Here is a 15,827-nt window from a genome sequence, read left to right on the forward strand (position 1 = left end):
ATTTAAAGCCTACATTATTTACTTTTGGTGCTGTTTTTTTGCAGCATCAATAAAACTAGCAAATAACGGATGTCCATCACGTGGTGAACTTGTAAATTCCGGGTGGAATTGTACAGCAATAAACCAAGGATGTTCAGGAATTTCTACAGTTTCAACTAAATGTTGTACTGATGAATAACCAGAAACCTTCATGCCAGCTTGTTCTAGTGTTGGAATAAAACGGTCATTCATTTCATAACGATGGCGATGACGCTCAATAATTTCAGCTTGACCATAGATGCTACGAATTTTTGCACCTTCAACCAATTCTGATTTTTGTGCACCTAAACGCATCGTACCGCCTAAGTCTGACTCAAGACTACGATGTTGTAATTCGCCACGTTCATCTAGCCATTCTGTAATTAAGCCAATCAATGGATATTTGGTTGAACGATTAAATTCAGTTGAGGTTGCCTCAGGCACTCCAGCTACATTGCGTGCATACTCAATCACTGCCAACTGCATACCCAAACAGATACCTAAAAATGGCACGCCATTTTCACGTGCATATTGAATTGCACGCATTTTACCTTCAGTACCGCGCTCACCGAATCCACCGGGTACCAAGATCGCATCCGCAGTCTCAAGAACAGAAATATCCTGACCTTCTAAAGATTCAGCATCAACATAATCAATTTGTACTTTAACGCGGTTTTGAATACCTGCATGTAAAAGTGCTTCATTTACAGATTTATAAGCATCTGGCAATTCTACATATTTACCGACCATTGCAACACGTACGATGTATTCTGGGTTGAGTAAGGCATCAACCACATTGTCCCAGTCTTCAAGATTTGCTTCTGGAAGATCGTTATAACCAAAACGTTCACAGATTAAGTCATCCACGTTTTGTTCAGAGAAATTACGTGGAATTTGATAAATTGTTTTTGCATCTTTACAGACAACAACTGCACGTGCTTCTACATTGGTAAACAATGCAATTTTACGCTTAGTATCCGCATCAACATCGTATTCGGTACGGCAGATAAGAATATCTGGTTGAATACCAATCGAAAGAAGCTCTTTCACAGAGTGCTGAGTTGGCTTGGTTTTAAGTTCAGCAGCCGACTTGATGTATGGCAATAAAGTTAAATGCATCAACATGGTACGTTTATGACCCAGCTCAACCATAAGCTGACGCACTGACTCCATAAATGGAAGTGATTCGATATCACCCACTGTACCGCCGATCTCTACGATCGCGACATCGTAACCTTCACCAGCACGTAATACACGTTCTTTAATATTATCGGTAATATGTGGAATAACTTGGACTGTACCACCAAGGTAGTCACCACGGCGCTCTTTGTTTAGAACGTCTTGATAGACACGTCCACTGGTAAAGTTATTCAACTTCGTCATTTTTGCACGACGTAGGAAACGTTCGTAATATCCCAAATCTAAGTCAGTTTCAGCACCATCCTCTGTGACAAAAACTTCACCGTGCTGAAATGGGCTCATGGTACCTGGATCGACATTGATATATGGATCCATTTTTACCATCGTGACTTTTAAGCCACGAGCTTCCAAAAGTGCGGCAACAGAAGCAGCAGAAATACCTTTACCTAGTGATGAAACCACACCACCAGTGACAAAAATAAAATGGGTCATTAAGTTTCTCGTACAATCAAGCCGAAATCGGCCTACAATGTTGGGCAATTTTACTGTACTCTGCCCCTATAAAGCAAAGTCAAACCGCTTCAATTCAAAGAACTATAAACAACTGGCTATTCTATCAGCATTTTCGATAAAATTTTATGGGATTTATGGAGATTTCATACATAAATTGTTTTTAACAAATCAAAAACACCACTTCGATAGGGAAAATCCCCTTTCAGCATCACTGCTTACTCACTTTAAAACAACGACCTGCATGCAAGCATTTATAAAACATCAACAAACTCGATAAATCCTAGTGCTTTTTTCAGTTAAGTTTGCTGTTATAATCCTCATCGTCCTTATTTGATATGTTGTTTTAGCGATGGCGAATAATAAACTTTTAATTTGTGCAGCACTTGCGGCGGGTCTTTTACTTACAGCTTGTGTGAAAAAAGAAGAACCGAAAAACGAAGAGCAGCCAGAACAGGCAACTGAAACACAAGTGCCTGAACAACAGCCTGAACCAGTGCAAACTCAAGTGTTTGAGTCTTTAGAAAGCGTCAATACAGAAGAAGCTCCCGCTCCTGAAATTGAAACGATTCATGAAGAAACTGAAAATACAACAACCGAAATTCGTCGTGAAACTCGACCTGCTCAGCCCCAAAGCACAACCAATACTGCTGCTCAAACCGAGTCTTCTCGTACTGAACAACCAAGAGCAACTCAAACTGAACAGCCTAAACCACCTAAATCAAATGTTTCTGGTCAAAGTGAAGAAGATGCTGTCGCTGCTGCAATCGCTGCCGCAACACCAGCATTAAGCAATTAATACATTAAAATCAGTATTAAAAAAGCCAGTTAAATTCAACTGGCTTTTTTGTGTATGGAATATTAACAAGGTCTAATAACTCTTAAAGAAATCTGCCATCAAACGAGATGCCCAAGATTTCACAGTTAGACTTTCATAGAAGCCACAATGGCTGCCCTTTTTCGTTGTAATAACCACAATATTATCCATCTGTTGTATTTTGTCTTTATAAGGCTCTAAATTCTTGATTGAACAAACGGGATCATCCTCTGCATTCAAAATCATCAACGGTATTTTGATATTTTCAAACACATAAATGGGATTTATGGCTTTGCAATAACTTTGATAATCCTGATAGCCAGCCATTTCAAAATATGCTTTTTCAAATTCTTCTAAGCTTGTTGTCGCCAAAACCTTTTCAAGAGAAGCAACTCGACTCCATATATTTTGATAAGGATAAATAAAATGTTTGAATAACTTTTTGGTCATCAATTTACTATAGAAAGGATGAACATTTTTGAAGCCAATTTCTGTGTCATAACCGGGACACATCGCGAAAGCTGCTTTAAATGGCGTATCTTCACCTTGTTCTCCCAAATAACGTACCAATAACCCTGTTCCCGCAGAAGATCCCACTGCATATAAATCAGAGTTTGGAAATAATTGTTGGATATGATTCAGTTGTTCTTTTAGATCACGAGTAAAACCAAATAATGAAATTTGTGGTACAGGCATCGGTAAACCTGCATGGCCACGGCGCAAACAAAGTGCGATTCTCCAACCTGTATACTGATGTAAATCTTTGACCAACTCTCGCATACTTTCAGGCGTACCTGTAATGGTATGCATGATCACCACTGTCGGTGTATTGATTGGAAGATGATAACCATACCAAGCAATTGCAGTAACGCCACCATCTTGCATGGTAAGCTGATCAATACGATCATATTCTAGCTTGATTGTTTTCTTTCTAATGATATCAAAATATAAAAGATGGATATGCGTATTACTCAACCACGGTGTTGGGCGATACTTTTGCTTTAATTGCGGTAACTTCTCCAGAACATCTTTAATTTTACCTTTTGGGTGATAATACATTTTTGGTGGTTCGGCACCGAGCGCCAAATCAAATAGATTTAAACCTAAAACTTTAAGTTTATTTAGAGTGAATATACCCATACTTCATTCCTCCCTCTACCTAGGGTTTAAACGACTGTCGCACTAAATCCGCGACTTGTTTCCCCCAAACTGCATAAACTTCTTTACTTGGATGAAAACCATCCCTTGCCATCGGCAAATTTAACGCCTGAAAAGCTTCGATATCGTATGCAATAAATCTAAATTGGTCTTGTGAAGCGAGCCATTGTTGTAATGTTTTATTCATTTGTTCTGCATACTTTCCAAACAACCAAGCCAATGGTTGGGGCAATGCTGGAAAATGCTGCATCGGTGGTACTCCTGATACAATAACCAATTTTGGCTGAAAGTGGTGCTGTATTTGGGTAAATAATTGTTTTTGTTGTTTTATCCAAGATTTCGCTGAAATAAGTTTCGTGACATCATTAACACCGATCGACGTCACCACAACATCATATTGTTGTTGATCTAAGCCCTGTACCGCTTGCAAGACTTGCTTGGTTGTATCACCTGTTTTCGCGTGCAGTTTCCATTGCAAAGCATACTGAGTTTTTAATTCTGAAATAATCACTCCTGATAAAGCATCTTGTTGTGTTTCAACACCAACACCTGCCGCAGCAGAATCACCTAGAATCAGAACTGAAAGAGGTTGACCTTGACCAATTCTCCCTTCTCGATCACCACTAGGCTCAGACAAACGTGGCGTATTCTTGCGAACTCGTGTTCCTTGTACAATCAGCACAGGCAATAAAACAAGGGTTGAAAGTTTTAGCCACATTTTAATGATCCCAGCTTATTGAGTTACTTAGGCTATTTATAAAAATGAACAAGAATTAATTCGGTTGATATTGAGCCAATCTTGCACCCATTTGCTCAGCCAATGCTGCTAAACCACTCATCGGGCGAATCATGACCTCAAAATCAGTAATTTTGCCTTGCTCATTGAAACGAATCATATCAATGCCTTTCAATGATTTACCGCTTACATTGGCACTAAATTCGAGTACGACGCTTTCGCCATCCTCAGTATAAAACTCACGATGATAAGTAAAGTCTTGGAAAACTTGGATAACATTACTCAAGATAAAGAAAACAACCTGCTTTCCTTCATAAGGCTTATATGCGACTGGTGAACGAAATACCACCTCATCAGAAAGCAAATCACTTAAAATAGATAAATCGCCTGTTTTAATCATCTGATGCCAAAGTTGCACAGCTTGTCTTGTTGTTTCAATCGTCATTGTTATATTTCCTTTTGATTGATACCTATCAAACTTTGGACATTTCCTCCTACGAGAAAATGTCCAAAATATTCATTTATAGAACCGCAGCCAATTCAGCACCTTGGCGAATCGCACGTTTCGCATCCAATTCACCCGCTTCTTTCGCCCCACCAATTAGATGGACATTCTTACCATCCGCTTTAAGTTGATCGAACATTGCCGTATAAGACTCTTGACCAGCACAGATCACCACATTGTCTACTTCAAGAACCGTGGTTTGACCATTTACCGTAATATGTAAACCTTGATCATCAACTTTGTCATAGCTTGCGCCTGCAATCATTTTGACATCACGATGTTTTAAGCCTGTACGGTGAATCCAACCTGTGGTTTTACCTAAACTAGAGCCAACAGCCGCACTCTTACGTTGTAATAAGTAAATTTCACGCTCAGACTTTTCTAGTTCAGGTTGTTTTAAGCCACCAACATGCGCATAAGTGGTATCAATACCCCATTCTGCATAGAATTTTTCAGGATTTAAGCTACCACTCTCACCTTCATGGGTTAAATACTCTGCTGTATCAAAGCCAATACCACCAGCACCAATAATCGCGACACGTTTACCAACAGGCATACGCTCTTTTAAAACTTGGATGTAACTTAATACTTTTGGATGATCAATCCCTTCAATCTGTAATTGGCGTGGTGTAACCCCAGTTGCAATCACAATATCATCATAATCTGCTTGGCTAAGCTCTTCATAGGTCACGGTATGATTCAGGGCTAGCTCAATATTCGGTTGTAATTCAATTTGACGTTTGAAGTAACGCAAAGTTTCATAGAATTCTTCTTTGCCTGGAATAGTTTTGGCAATATTGAACTGACCACCAATTTGATTACTTGCATCAAAGACTTTTACGTTATGGCCACGACTTGCAGCATATACCGCAAAACTCAAACCTGCTGGCCCTGCGCCAATCACTGCAATATTTTTGGTCGCACTGGTTTCTTTGAAAATTAACTCAGTTTCATAACATGCACGTGGATTCACTAAACACGTTGCAATACTCATTGAGAAAATATGATCTAAACAGGCTTGGTTACAACCAATGCAGGTATTAATTTCATCACTACGACCTTCACTTGCCTTTAATACAAACTCAGCATCCGCCAGCATTGGACGTGCCATAGAGATCATATCAGCGTGGCCAGAAGCGAGTACATGCTCTGCCATTTCTGGCGTATTGATACGGTTAGATGTAATCAGTGGCACAGAGACTGTACCTTTGAGCTTTTCAGTTACCCAAGTAAATGCAGCTCTAGGCACTTTGGTTGCAATCGTTGGAATACGTGCTTCATGCCAACCAATACCTGTATTAATAATAGTTGCACCAGCTTTTTCGATTTCTTTGGCGAGTTGAACCACTTCTTCTAGCGTTGAACCACCCTCAACCAAATCAAGCATGGACAAACGGTAGATAATAATGAAATTTTCACCCACAGATGCTCTGGTACGTTTTACGATTTCGATTGGGAAACGAATACGATTTTCATAACTCCCGCCCCATTCATCATCACGGTGGTTGGTGCGAGCAGCAATAAACTCATTAATGAGATAACCTTCAGAACCCATGATCTCAACACCATCATATCCTGCATATTGAGCCAGCTTGGCACAGTTTGCAAAGTCATCAATGGTTTGCTGAACTTCAGCAGAAGATAAGGCTTTCGGTTTAATTGGATTGATGGGTGCTTGAATTGCAGATGGCGCAACATTATCCGCTTGATAGGAATAACGACCTGTGTGCAAAATTTGCATCGCAATTTTACCACCAGCATCATGTACAGCCTGAGTAATGACTTTATGCTTTTCGGCTTCTTCTCGTGTATCTAATTTAGTTCCATGTGCAAATACCACACCATCATCATTTGGAGAGACACCACCAGTCACAATTAATCCAACATCACCTTTGGCACGTTCAGCATAAAATGCTGCCATACGTTCATAACCTTGCGGTGCTTCTTCCAAACCAATATGCATAGATCCCATCAATACACGGTTTTTCAATGTAGTGAAACCTAGGTCAAGTGGTTCTAATAAATGCGGATAAGCTGACATGTGTTCTCCTTTGGCTAGCAATCTGCTTGCTGATGCAACTTGTTGCATAAACTTATAAACAAGATTTGATTTTTATGCAACATTTTGCATAATCTAAAGAGTCACTTTTTATTTCTTGGATGGTTATGTCACTTGCCCATGTTTTATTGACCAGCTTATTAGAAAAACCAAGCACAGGTTTTGAATTAGCTCGTCGTTTTGATCGCTCAATGGGCTTTTTTTGGAATGCGACGCATCAGCAAATTTATCGCGAACTCAATGGCATGCTAAAAAAAGGCTGGATCTCCACCTTAGAAGAGCAAGCAGCCAATAGTCGAAAAAAAACCTATCAAATCGAACAACTCGGAAGAATACAACTCGCTGCATGGATTGAACAACAAAGCGAACCAGCGCAACTACGTGATGACCTCATGGTCAGATTAAGAGCCGAAGCACAATTGGGCGGAAATAACATCCTACCTGAACTGGAGCGGCATCTAGAACTACACAAAGAAAAATTAAATCTTTATCAGGCAATCCATGATAAAGATTTTAAAAATAGTGAACCGACCAATCGCGTTTTGTTTATCCATAAAATGATTCTGGAACTTGGTATCATTAAAGAAAATGAATGGATAAAATGGTTAGAACGAATGATTCCTCAACTGAGGAAGTTTGATGAACTAAACCAAGGAGAAAAATAATGCCGTTTTATACCATGCCTGATCAAGAAAAATTATTTGTACGACGCGTTGGTGAAGGAGAACCTGTGCTCGTTCTATCTGGGCTTGGTATGCAAAGCTGGCAATGGCTCCCGTTCTTATTTGCGAATCGCAAGCAATATGAATTTATTATTCCCGATTGGCGTGGTTTTGGTGGCTCTAAGCATTGTGCAATTCCTGAGACTGATGCGATTTCTAGTCATTGGAATGATATTGATCATCTGATTAAACAATTAAAATTAGATCAGTTTATCTTGATGGGCTACTCTATGGGCGCAACGACAGCGATGCATGGCATGAAACATGGTGGTTTAGCAGAAAAACTCAAAGCTTATCTCCATATAGACCAAACCCCTAAGATTGCAGTAGATGACTCTTGGCACTATGGCTTATTTGGGCAAAAGCATTCTCAATTTAAAAGTTTACTGCTCGATATTCAAACCCTTTTATTAGATTATAAACATGCCCAGAAACTTGAAGACCTACCAAGTGATGTCCGTTATAAACTGGTAAGCTTATGGGCCGCTTTCATCGAACTACAAAGCAGCAACACTTATAGCCCCAAAATCGTTAAACTCGCACTGAACCGTCCTTTCCTACAAAAATACTTACTGCCGATTCAACGCTTAGATTACTTACTTTGGTATGTTGAAAATTATTTGAATCACAATGAAGATTATCGAGAAGCGATTCGCCAAGTGAGTTGCCCAACAACATTCTTCATTGGACGTGAGTCTAGTCTTTATCCTGAAACTGGACAGACGCTTGTTGCCAAAAGCCTGACAAATGCTAAAACAGTTTATTTTGAGCGTTCAGGACATACCCCCCTGATTACAGAACCTAGAAAGTTTAGCCAAGAGATTGGTCATTTCCTTGCCGCACAGTCTATATAAGCTGTTTGAGGGTATTCTAAAATATAAAAAGCCAATCTGATTAAGATTGGCTTTTTAAGAAAGATTATTTTTTATGTCTCATTTGCTCAGCAACATCTAACAAGACTTGTTCAGTTTTATCCCAACCTAAACAGCCATCTGTTACTGATTGACCATAAGTCATATCGCAAGAAATCTTTTGATTCCCATCAAGCAAATGGCTTTCAAGCATAACACCACGCACTTTCGATTCAGCACGTTCATCAATAATTTGCTGCAAAACCTGTGGCTGTAGCAAAGGATCTTTGCCACTATTACCATGACTACAATCAATCACCAATGCAGGTAAATGCTTATGTTTAAAATGCAAAGCTTGAATTGATGCTAAATCGTAGTTTGTGCCATGATTCGAACCACGTAAAATTAAATGTGGTAATGGATTACCTTCACTATGCAGAATTGCAGGCAAACCTTGTTGCGTCATTCCTAAAAATTGATGGCCATGCAGCGCGGATTGGATTGCATCTAAAGCAATTTGAATCGAACCATCCGTACCATTCTTGAAGCCAATGCTGTATGGCATATGACTGGCAATCTCACGGTGAATTTGAGACTCACTGGTACGTGCACCGATTGCCCCCCAAGCAAGTAAATCATCAAAATAACCTGTTGCCATTGGACTTAGAATTTCACTCGCTATTGGCAGGCCCTTTTCAATCAGCTGTAAATAAAGCGCACGAGATTTTTCTAAACCCAATTGTAAATCCGATGATCCATCTAAATTTGGATCATATAAAAAACCTTTCCAACCCACTGTTGTCCGTGGTTTTTCGATATATGCACGCATTACAAGGAATATCTGATCTTTGACTTGTTCTTGTAGTTGTTGTAGACGATCAGCGTATTCTAGGACAGCGATAGGATCATGAATCGAACAAGGTCCTGTAATCACCATTAAACGATGATCTTGTCCTGATAATATATTCTGAATCGTTTGACGATGTTTTGAAATTTGCTGCGCTAAAGTAGCAGACAAGGGATACTGCGCTTTAAGTTGTGATGGCAAGCTGAGCATTGTTTCTTTTGTATGAGTTTGTGATTGTGTCAAAGCAGTATTTAAAGCGTTCATTGGCATTTCCTTTGGACTATCGTACAGTCCGAATATTTATTTGAGCAAGTGTGATCTAAGCGATGTTGATTTCTTTGCAAAGTAAAACCAAGAAGTCTTGCTAAAATATGAAACGTTCAATGTGTACATGGTATTTCTCCTAAAGTGATGAATATTAAAGCATAAAAAAACCTGATCGGGGTTGCCGATCAGGTATTAACTGGTTGGGCAACCTTTTGTTGCCCGAAACGCTTCAGGCAACTAAATATATTGCCAAAAATAAAAGTAAGCGTTTGTGTTTACAGTATGCTTTAACATCATTATTTCAAATATCTAAAAAACTGTTCTTCCTTATTAAACTACGCACTATTAGGGCATTTGACAAGTTTTTTTTGTCTTTTTTTAAACACGGCTCTAAAAGAAGGTTTAGCACTCCCACTTGCGGGAGAAGTGCACTCACCCCCTTAGCAACTTTGAGTGGTGTCGAACGCTTAAAAGTGGCATTGCTTGCATTGAAACAACAAACTGTAGAGCTATTACTGTTGGATGAACCTGAAAACCATCTCGATATCGAATCTCGTGAACTATTAGCCCAAGCGATTCGTTCTTTTAATGGTGCTGTGATACTGGTGTCACATGATGACGATTTTGTCGAAGAATGTGGAATCTCAGAAGTTTATGTATTGAAGTAGTATTTTTTTCTTATCTTTCGAAATAAGCATGACGACATTAATTGTTGTCATGCTTAAAATTTAACGCACCAGCCCTTGAGGCTGTAAAATAATCAGGCTTGCACCACATAGAACAATGAGCCCACCCAAGACATCCCACCGAGTAAGCATGACTTGATCGACATAACGCAACCACATCAACGCAGTGAAAATATAAATCCCGCCATACGCTGCATAAATACGACCTGATGCTGCGGGATGTAATGTAAGTAACCACACAAACACAGCTAAACTCAATGCTGTAGGTATCCATAACCAATGAGACCTGCCTTGATTCAAAATCAGATATGGAAAATAGCAACCCAAAATCTCAGCAATGGCTGTGAGTAAAAACAATCCAAATACTTTAAATACTTGCCCAATTGAAAAAGACAGTTCAAACATAAGTAAGCAACCTAAAACTTCAATCAGCATTATAAATAAAAATAACCCAAATACTTTAAGCATTTGGGTTATTGATCAAAACCATTCAGAGATTAGGCAGGTTCAGCGCTCGGATTGATATGGTCTTCAAATACTTCCAATTTCAACCCCACCTCTTTGCCATCTTCATGCTTAACAGAAACAGCAACGTTACCGCCATGCTCAGCCAACTCACCAAATAAAATCATCTCAGCAAGTGGTTTTTTCAAATGCTCTTGAATCAGACGTTGCATTGGACGAGCCCCCATAAGGCGGTCATACCCATTGGTAGATAACCAGTCACGTGCGCTTTGATCAACATCAAGCACAACTTGTTTTTCATCCAACTGAGCCTGTAATTCAGTTAAGAACTTATCAACCACAGATTCAATGACTGTTGTTGGTAACGATTTAAATTGAATCACACCATCTAAACGGTTACGGAACTCAGGTGAGAATGCACGTTTCATCGCATCTTGGTTATCAGCGCTATGGTCTTGCTCTGTAAAACCAATACTTGCACGAGAAATACTTTCCGCACCCACATTGGTTGTTAATACAATAATCACATTTCTGAAATCAGACTTGCGACCATTGTTATCTGTTAAAGCCCCATGATCCATGACTTGTAATAATAAATTGAATACATCTGGATGGGCCTTTTCAATTTCATCAAGTAATAAGACACAGTGTGGGTTCTTGTGAATCGCATCGGTCAACAAACCGCCTTGATCATAACCAACATAACCTGGAGGTGCACCAATCAAACGTGAAACCGCGTGACGCTCCATATATTCAGACATATCGAAACGAACAAACTCTACACCCAACAATTTTGCCAGTTGTTTAGTGACTTCTGTTTTACCCACACCTGTAGGCCCAGCAAATACAAAACTTCCAACAGGTTTGTCTGGTGCTTTCAACCCTGCACGAGAGAGCTTAATTGCTGAAGATAATGCAGTAATCGCCTCATCTTGACCAAATACCACACGTTTTAAATCGCGCTCTAGATTTTCCAACACAGTCTTGTCATCTTTAGAAACTGTTTTTGGTGGAATACGCGCAATTTTAGACACGATGTCTTCAATATTTTCGACAGAAATCGTTGAACCATCTACTTCCGCTTTTAAGCGACGTCCAGCACCAGCTTCATCAATCACATCAATCGCCTTATCTGGTAAGAAGCGGTCATTGATGAATTTTGCAGAAAGCTCTACGGCAGCCACAAGTGCTTTGTCATCGTATTCAACATGATGGAAATCTTCGAATTTGCTTTTCAGCCCACGTAAGATCTCGATCGTTTCCCCAATACTTGGTTCACTTACATCAACCTTTTGGAAACGGCGAGATAATGCATGATCCTTTTCAAACACTTGACGATATTCTTGGAAAGTGGTTGAACCGATACAGCGGAGACTACCATTGGCTAAAGCGGGTTTAATTAAATTTGATGCATCCATTGTGCTACCCATACTTGAGCCAGCACCAATAATCATATGAATCTCATCAATAAATAGGATTGCATTTGGATTCTTTTTTAAAGCATTTAACAATTGTTTTAAACGCTTTTCAAAGTCACCGCGATATTTCGTTCCTGCAACTAATGCACCAATATCTAAACTATACACCTCAGCATTCGCCAATGGTTTCGGTGCTTTGCCATTCACAATTAACCATGCCAAGCCTTCAGCAATCGAAGTTTTTCCGACGCCTGGATCTCCCACTAAAAGCGGATTGTTTTTGCGACGGCGACATAAAATTTGTGCCGCACGTTCAATTTCTTTCTCACGACCAATTAAAGGATCAGTTTTACCCTTTTGCGCTTCAGTGTTGAGATTTAGCGTGTATTGCTCTAAAGGTCCTGCATTTGCAGAAGCCGCACTTTCTCCATCAATATCTTCAACTTCCTCTTCAACCTGAATCTCTTCTTTACGTGTTCCGTGAGATAAATACTGAGTCAAAGTTAAACGATTAATTTGATGGCGTTTCAATAAATAAACAGCGAAAGAATCTCGTTCTGAATACATCGCAACTAAAACGTCTGCGCCTTCAACGGTACGATCGCCACCGCTTGATTGAACATGAAAAATTGCACGCTGCAAAATTCGGTCAAAACTTTCCGTTGGATGTGGTGCTTGTTCGCTATTATCACCAAGCTTTGGGGTGTGTTGCTCTACATATTCCTCTAACTCTTTACGTAAAGTAACGATATCAGCACCACACGCTTTTAGTGCGTTCACAGCTGAATCATTATCAAGCAAAGCGAGCAATAGATGTTCAACTGTCAGAAACTCATGCCTCTTTTGACGAGCCATGCTTACAGCCAAACGTAACGATACTTCTAATTGACGACTGAGCATGTAACCCCCTTATATTTTGGGCTCTATCAAAAAAAGACGTATCTTTAACTGAAAAAGCCAATTATGGACTAATCCGCGTGAGTATCTGCAATCGCTATCTAACGTACGTTTACAAGTCTCTTTGCTTCATAGTCTACTGTTAGCATTAGTTGAGTGTATTGGTCAAGATTCAAAACAAAGTATTGTTGTAAAAATTTAATTACAAAGAGAATATGGGTTATCCAATTGTTCAAAAATCAGACAAACCTGTTATTTATTTAAATAATAACAGGGTAATGTTAAATTCAGATAAACATACAACAGCGTTGCTCGTCTTAAACACAAGGAATATATTTCGTAAGTGATTCTCTTTTCTTAACTTGCTACTCGGGCATAGCTCTCTTCTTGCGCTCGGACAAAGCGTTGCTTTGTTTTATCCTCGCTCAGGTTCGATCTGGCAGAGTAATGGATGTCCTTGTGCACGAGCATAATTATTAACTTGATTTGCCTTGGTCTCAGCAATATCTCTAGGATAAATACCCGCGGTACCTTTCCCTTCATAATGGACTGTGAGCATCACTTGACTCGCTTGATCCAAGTCCATTGAGAAATAACTTTGTAGTACATCTATCACAAAATCCATTGGCGTATAATCGTCGTTTAATAAAACAACGGCATACAATGGCGGTCGCTGCACTGCTGGTGGAGCGGTTTGCACAACCAGCTCACCATCATGATCCTCTTGCGAATCACTTAAACGAGGATTTAAGTGCCAGTCAACATAACCTGATTGATGAAAAGAGTTTTTCACTTCACTTAAATTCATTTGACGTTGGTATCTTCGCATATTGGGTTCTTAATCTATAAATTTACTGAGCATTTGCTTCAGCTTGAGGAATTTCTGACACAAAGGCAGAATTTAAATCAACGGGTTGACCACGTTGCCAGCTAAAACGCTTAATCACTGGTGTACCAGCACCAGATAAACGGACTTCGATAAATTGTGGCGTGAATCCTTTTGGCATTGTCCAACGCCCAGTTAAACGCTCAAAATCATCAAAATTAAAGCTTTTATCTTCTAATGGTACATCTAAAATTTCAGTATTTCGAATTAAACGCAATTCAACCGATCCCGCTGCACGACGTTTATTCGGGCTAACTTGAACAAGATCAATTTGATATTCAAAAGCATTTTCAGGTAAAGCCTTGATCGCCAAATTCTGAATCGTCAAACTCACGCCACCGCGTTGTTTTAAGATATCTCGATAAATGGCGTTCATACCCTCAAACTGGATTTTATCAGCATTGGCTTGATTAATCGCTTTGAATAGATCATCAGCATTACCTACTGCCATATCACGCTCTTGAACAGCGGCATTCAAGCTTTTGTTAATAGAATCTAATGCAGCCTTTTGCTTTTGCACAACATCGACCAGTTGTTCAGCATCGGCATCATAACCCACAACGGTTAATCCTTGACGGTGTCCAACTGTGTAACCAATCATAAAACTACTACCAATCAGAATAGTTGCAGCAATAAGTAAAGGTAAATTCGTTTTTAAGAATTTGTTTTTCTCAACCGAACTTTCTGGTGAAGTCGTTGGTTCAACGTTATCCATCATTATCTCTATCGTTACGATCTACATCAAAGCACACATTTAAATCCAATTTTAAATGTGTGTGAAGTAAAAAAGCGTTTTTTATGGTAATAAACCAATACCTTCTAAACCTGCGGCCTCATCAAAATCAAACATTAAGTTCATATTTTGAACCGCTTGACCTGCTGCACCTTTAACGAGGTTATCTTGTGCAACGAGTACAATTAATTTATTTGGTTGAGGCTGATGTATCGCAATACGTAGTTCATTTGCACCGCGAACACTACGTGTCTCAGGCGAACTATTGGCTGGCATTACATCAACAAAGCGTTCATTTTGATAGAAGCTTTCATACAATGCTTGTATATCTGTTTGTTGGCCTTGCGCTGTTAAATCAACATAAATCGTACTTAACATACCACGGATCATTGGAACCAAATGCGGTACAAAAATGAGTTGATCAAATTGACCTTTTTGTCCTGAAATATTCTCTAGAGCTTCAACGATTTCTGGATGATGACGATGTCCCGCTACGCCATAAGCTTTAAAATTATCCGCATTTTCACTGTAAATCATACCGAGACTGGCTTTACGCCCTGCACCTGACACGCCTGATTTCGCATCAACAATAATACTTTGCGTATTAATCAAATGGTTTTTTAATAATGGCGCTAGACCAAGCTGAACTGTGGTTGGATAACAGCCGGGATTACCGATCACATTCGCTTGTTTAATTTTTTCACGATTCAATTCGGTCAAACCGTATACTGATTCTTTGAGTACAGTTGGGCAATGATGTTGCATGCCATACCATTTCTCAAATTGAGCTAAATTCTGTAAACGAAAATCAGCAGCAAGGTCAATCACTTTAGTACCCGCAGCAACCAAGGCCTCTGCATGCTGCATTGCCACGCCATGTGGTGTAGCAAAAAAAACAACATCACATTGTTTAAGCTGATCCAAATCGAGATCAGAAAACTTTAATTCAGTATGTCCTCGTAAACTTGGGAACATATCTGCAACACGCTTTCCAGCTTCAGTACGCGAAGTGAGAATACTGACCTGAACTTGCGAATGTCTTAACAATAGACGTAGTAGTTCAACCCCTGTGTATCCAGTTCCACCAACAATACCAACAGAAATCACGTGTC

The 15,827-nt window shown here is 39.5% G+C and carries 14 protein-coding genes and 1 pseudogene; 4 read left to right on the forward strand and 11 right to left on the reverse strand.

Features of this window, described 5'->3' with window-relative positions; translation table 11 throughout:
• Nucleotides 1-18: 18 nt before the first annotated feature.
• Complete coding sequence (locus MMP72_RS01125; RefSeq protein ID WP_241313835.1) at nucleotides 19-1,650, reverse strand: CTP synthase; 1,632 nt, start codon at nucleotides 1,648-1,650, stop codon at nucleotides 19-21.
• Nucleotides 1,651-2,020: 370 nt separating this feature from the next.
• Between MMP72_RS01125 and MMP72_RS01130 the strand changes: the two genes are divergently transcribed.
• Complete coding sequence (locus tag MMP72_RS01130) at nucleotides 2,021-2,467, forward strand: internalin (protein ID WP_241313836.1); 447 nt, start codon at nucleotides 2,021-2,023, stop codon at nucleotides 2,465-2,467.
• A gap of 72 nt (nucleotides 2,468-2,539) precedes the next feature.
• Here the strand turns inward: MMP72_RS01130 and MMP72_RS01135 are convergent, their stop codons facing one another.
• From MMP72_RS01135 to MMP72_RS01150, 4 genes are all read right to left on the reverse strand, one after another.
• Nucleotides 2,540-3,625 (reverse strand): alpha/beta fold hydrolase, encoded by a 1,086-nt coding sequence (locus MMP72_RS01135; RefSeq protein WP_241313837.1) that lies wholly within the window; start codon nucleotides 3,623-3,625, stop codon nucleotides 2,540-2,542.
• Nucleotides 3,626-3,644: 19 nt separating this feature from the next.
• Nucleotides 3,645-4,361: an SGNH/GDSL hydrolase family protein gene (locus tag MMP72_RS01140; RefSeq protein ID WP_241313838.1), complete on the reverse strand. Its 717-nt coding sequence runs from the start codon at nucleotides 4,359-4,361 to the stop codon at nucleotides 3,645-3,647.
• Nucleotides 4,362-4,416: 55 nt separating this feature from the next.
• A complete protein-coding gene (locus MMP72_RS01145) occupies nucleotides 4,417-4,824 on the reverse strand; it encodes a nuclear transport factor 2 family protein (protein ID WP_241313839.1) in 408 nt (135 codons plus the stop codon).
• Between the two features lie 76 nt (nucleotides 4,825-4,900).
• The gene (locus tag MMP72_RS01150) at nucleotides 4,901-6,925 is read right to left on the reverse strand and encodes an NADPH-dependent 2,4-dienoyl-CoA reductase (protein ID WP_241313840.1); all 2,025 of its coding nucleotides are present in this window, start codon (nucleotides 6,923-6,925) and stop codon (nucleotides 4,901-4,903) included.
• A 125-nt stretch (nucleotides 6,926-7,050) separates the two neighbouring features.
• Here MMP72_RS01150 and MMP72_RS01155 point away from each other — a divergent pair, with 125 nt between their 5' ends.
• Together MMP72_RS01155 and MMP72_RS01160 are read left to right on the forward strand one after the other, a co-directional pair.
• On the forward strand, nucleotides 7,051-7,608 hold the full coding sequence (locus MMP72_RS01155) for a PadR family transcriptional regulator (RefSeq protein WP_241313841.1): 558 nt from the start codon (nucleotides 7,051-7,053) through the stop codon (nucleotides 7,606-7,608).
• Nucleotides 7,608-8,519: an alpha/beta hydrolase gene (locus tag MMP72_RS01160; protein WP_241313842.1), complete on the forward strand. Its 912-nt coding sequence runs from the start codon at nucleotides 7,608-7,610 to the stop codon at nucleotides 8,517-8,519. The genes MMP72_RS01155 and MMP72_RS01160 overlap by 1 nt, the downstream gene beginning before the upstream one ends.
• A 64-nt stretch (nucleotides 8,520-8,583) precedes the next feature.
• On the opposite strand, the gene MMP72_RS01165 is transcribed toward MMP72_RS01160, so the two are convergent.
• A complete protein-coding gene (locus tag MMP72_RS01165) occupies nucleotides 8,584-9,627 on the reverse strand; it encodes a 3-deoxy-7-phosphoheptulonate synthase (RefSeq protein ID WP_241313843.1) in 1,044 nt (347 codons plus the stop codon).
• Nucleotides 9,628-10,058: 431 nt separating this feature from the next.
• On the opposite strand from MMP72_RS01165, the pseudogene MMP72_RS01170 reads away from it, so the two are divergent.
• Nucleotides 10,059-10,298 (forward strand): annotated as a pseudogene (locus MMP72_RS01170) (AAA family ATPase); the annotation flags it as partial.
• Between the two features lie 60 nt (nucleotides 10,299-10,358).
• Here the strand turns inward: MMP72_RS01170 and MMP72_RS01175 are convergent.
• The 5 genes from MMP72_RS01175 to argC all read right to left on the reverse strand — a co-directional run bounded on the left by MMP72_RS01175 (nucleotide 10,359) and on the right by argC (nucleotide 15,822).
• The gene (locus tag MMP72_RS01175) at nucleotides 10,359-10,721 is read right to left on the reverse strand and encodes a YnfA family protein (RefSeq protein ID WP_241313844.1); all 363 of its coding nucleotides are present in this window, start codon (nucleotides 10,719-10,721) and stop codon (nucleotides 10,359-10,361) included.
• 92 nt (nucleotides 10,722-10,813) lie between these two features.
• Complete coding sequence (gene clpA, locus MMP72_RS01180) at nucleotides 10,814-13,099, reverse strand: ATP-dependent Clp protease ATP-binding subunit ClpA (RefSeq protein WP_241313845.1); 2,286 nt, start codon at nucleotides 13,097-13,099, stop codon at nucleotides 10,814-10,816.
• A gap of 412 nt (nucleotides 13,100-13,511) precedes the next feature.
• Nucleotides 13,512-13,925 (reverse strand): ATP-dependent Clp protease adapter ClpS, encoded by a 414-nt coding sequence (gene clpS, locus MMP72_RS01185; RefSeq protein WP_241313846.1) that lies wholly within the window; start codon nucleotides 13,923-13,925, stop codon nucleotides 13,512-13,514.
• A 22-nt stretch (nucleotides 13,926-13,947) separates the two neighbouring features.
• The gene (locus tag MMP72_RS01190) at nucleotides 13,948-14,697 is read right to left on the reverse strand and encodes a DUF6776 family protein (protein ID WP_241314011.1); all 750 of its coding nucleotides are present in this window, start codon (nucleotides 14,695-14,697) and stop codon (nucleotides 13,948-13,950) included.
• A gap of 81 nt (nucleotides 14,698-14,778) precedes the next feature.
• On the reverse strand, nucleotides 14,779-15,822 hold the full coding sequence (gene argC, locus MMP72_RS01195; protein ID WP_241313847.1) for an N-acetyl-gamma-glutamyl-phosphate reductase: 1,044 nt from the start codon (nucleotides 15,820-15,822) through the stop codon (nucleotides 14,779-14,781).
• Between the last annotated feature and the right edge of the window lie 5 nt (nucleotides 15,823-15,827).

The organism is Acinetobacter sp. NIPH 2699 (assembly GCF_022549355.1).
GTDB lineage: Bacteria > Pseudomonadota > Gammaproteobacteria > Pseudomonadales > Moraxellaceae > Acinetobacter.

Bases quoted from the DNA above. Each gene is read 5' to 3' on its own strand.
- clpS (WP_241313846.1), bottom strand. From the start codon at position 13,925: ATGCGAAGATACCAACGTCAAATGAATTTAAGTGAAGTGAAAAACTCT.
- MMP72_RS01190 (WP_241314011.1), bottom strand. From the start codon at position 14,697: ATGGATAACGTTGAACCAACGACTTCACCAGAAAGTTCGGTTGAGAAA.
- MMP72_RS01145 (WP_241313839.1), bottom strand. From the start codon at position 4,824: ATGACGATTGAAACAACAAGACAAGCTGTGCAACTTTGGCATCAGATG.
- MMP72_RS01150 (WP_241313840.1), bottom strand. From the start codon at position 6,925: ATGTCAGCTTATCCGCATTTATTAGAACCACTTGACCTAGGTTTCACT.
- MMP72_RS01140 (WP_241313838.1), bottom strand. From the start codon at position 4,361: ATGTGGCTAAAACTTTCAACCCTTGTTTTATTGCCTGTGCTGATTGTA.
- MMP72_RS01130 (WP_241313836.1), top strand. From the start codon at position 2,021: ATGGCGAATAATAAACTTTTAATTTGTGCAGCACTTGCGGCGGGTCTT.
- MMP72_RS01165 (WP_241313843.1), bottom strand. From the start codon at position 9,627: ATGAACGCTTTAAATACTGCTTTGACACAATCACAAACTCATACAAAA.
- MMP72_RS01155 (WP_241313841.1), top strand. From the start codon at position 7,051: ATGTCACTTGCCCATGTTTTATTGACCAGCTTATTAGAAAAACCAAGC.
- MMP72_RS01135 (WP_241313837.1), bottom strand. From the start codon at position 3,625: ATGGGTATATTCACTCTAAATAAACTTAAAGTTTTAGGTTTAAATCTA.
- MMP72_RS01125 (WP_241313835.1), bottom strand. From the start codon at position 1,650: ATGACCCATTTTATTTTTGTCACTGGTGGTGTGGTTTCATCACTAGGT.
- clpA (WP_241313845.1), bottom strand. From the start codon at position 13,099: ATGCTCAGTCGTCAATTAGAAGTATCGTTACGTTTGGCTGTAAGCATG.
- MMP72_RS01160 (WP_241313842.1), top strand. From the start codon at position 7,608: ATGCCGTTTTATACCATGCCTGATCAAGAAAAATTATTTGTACGACGC.
- MMP72_RS01175 (WP_241313844.1), bottom strand. From the start codon at position 10,721: ATGTTTGAACTGTCTTTTTCAATTGGGCAAGTATTTAAAGTATTTGGA.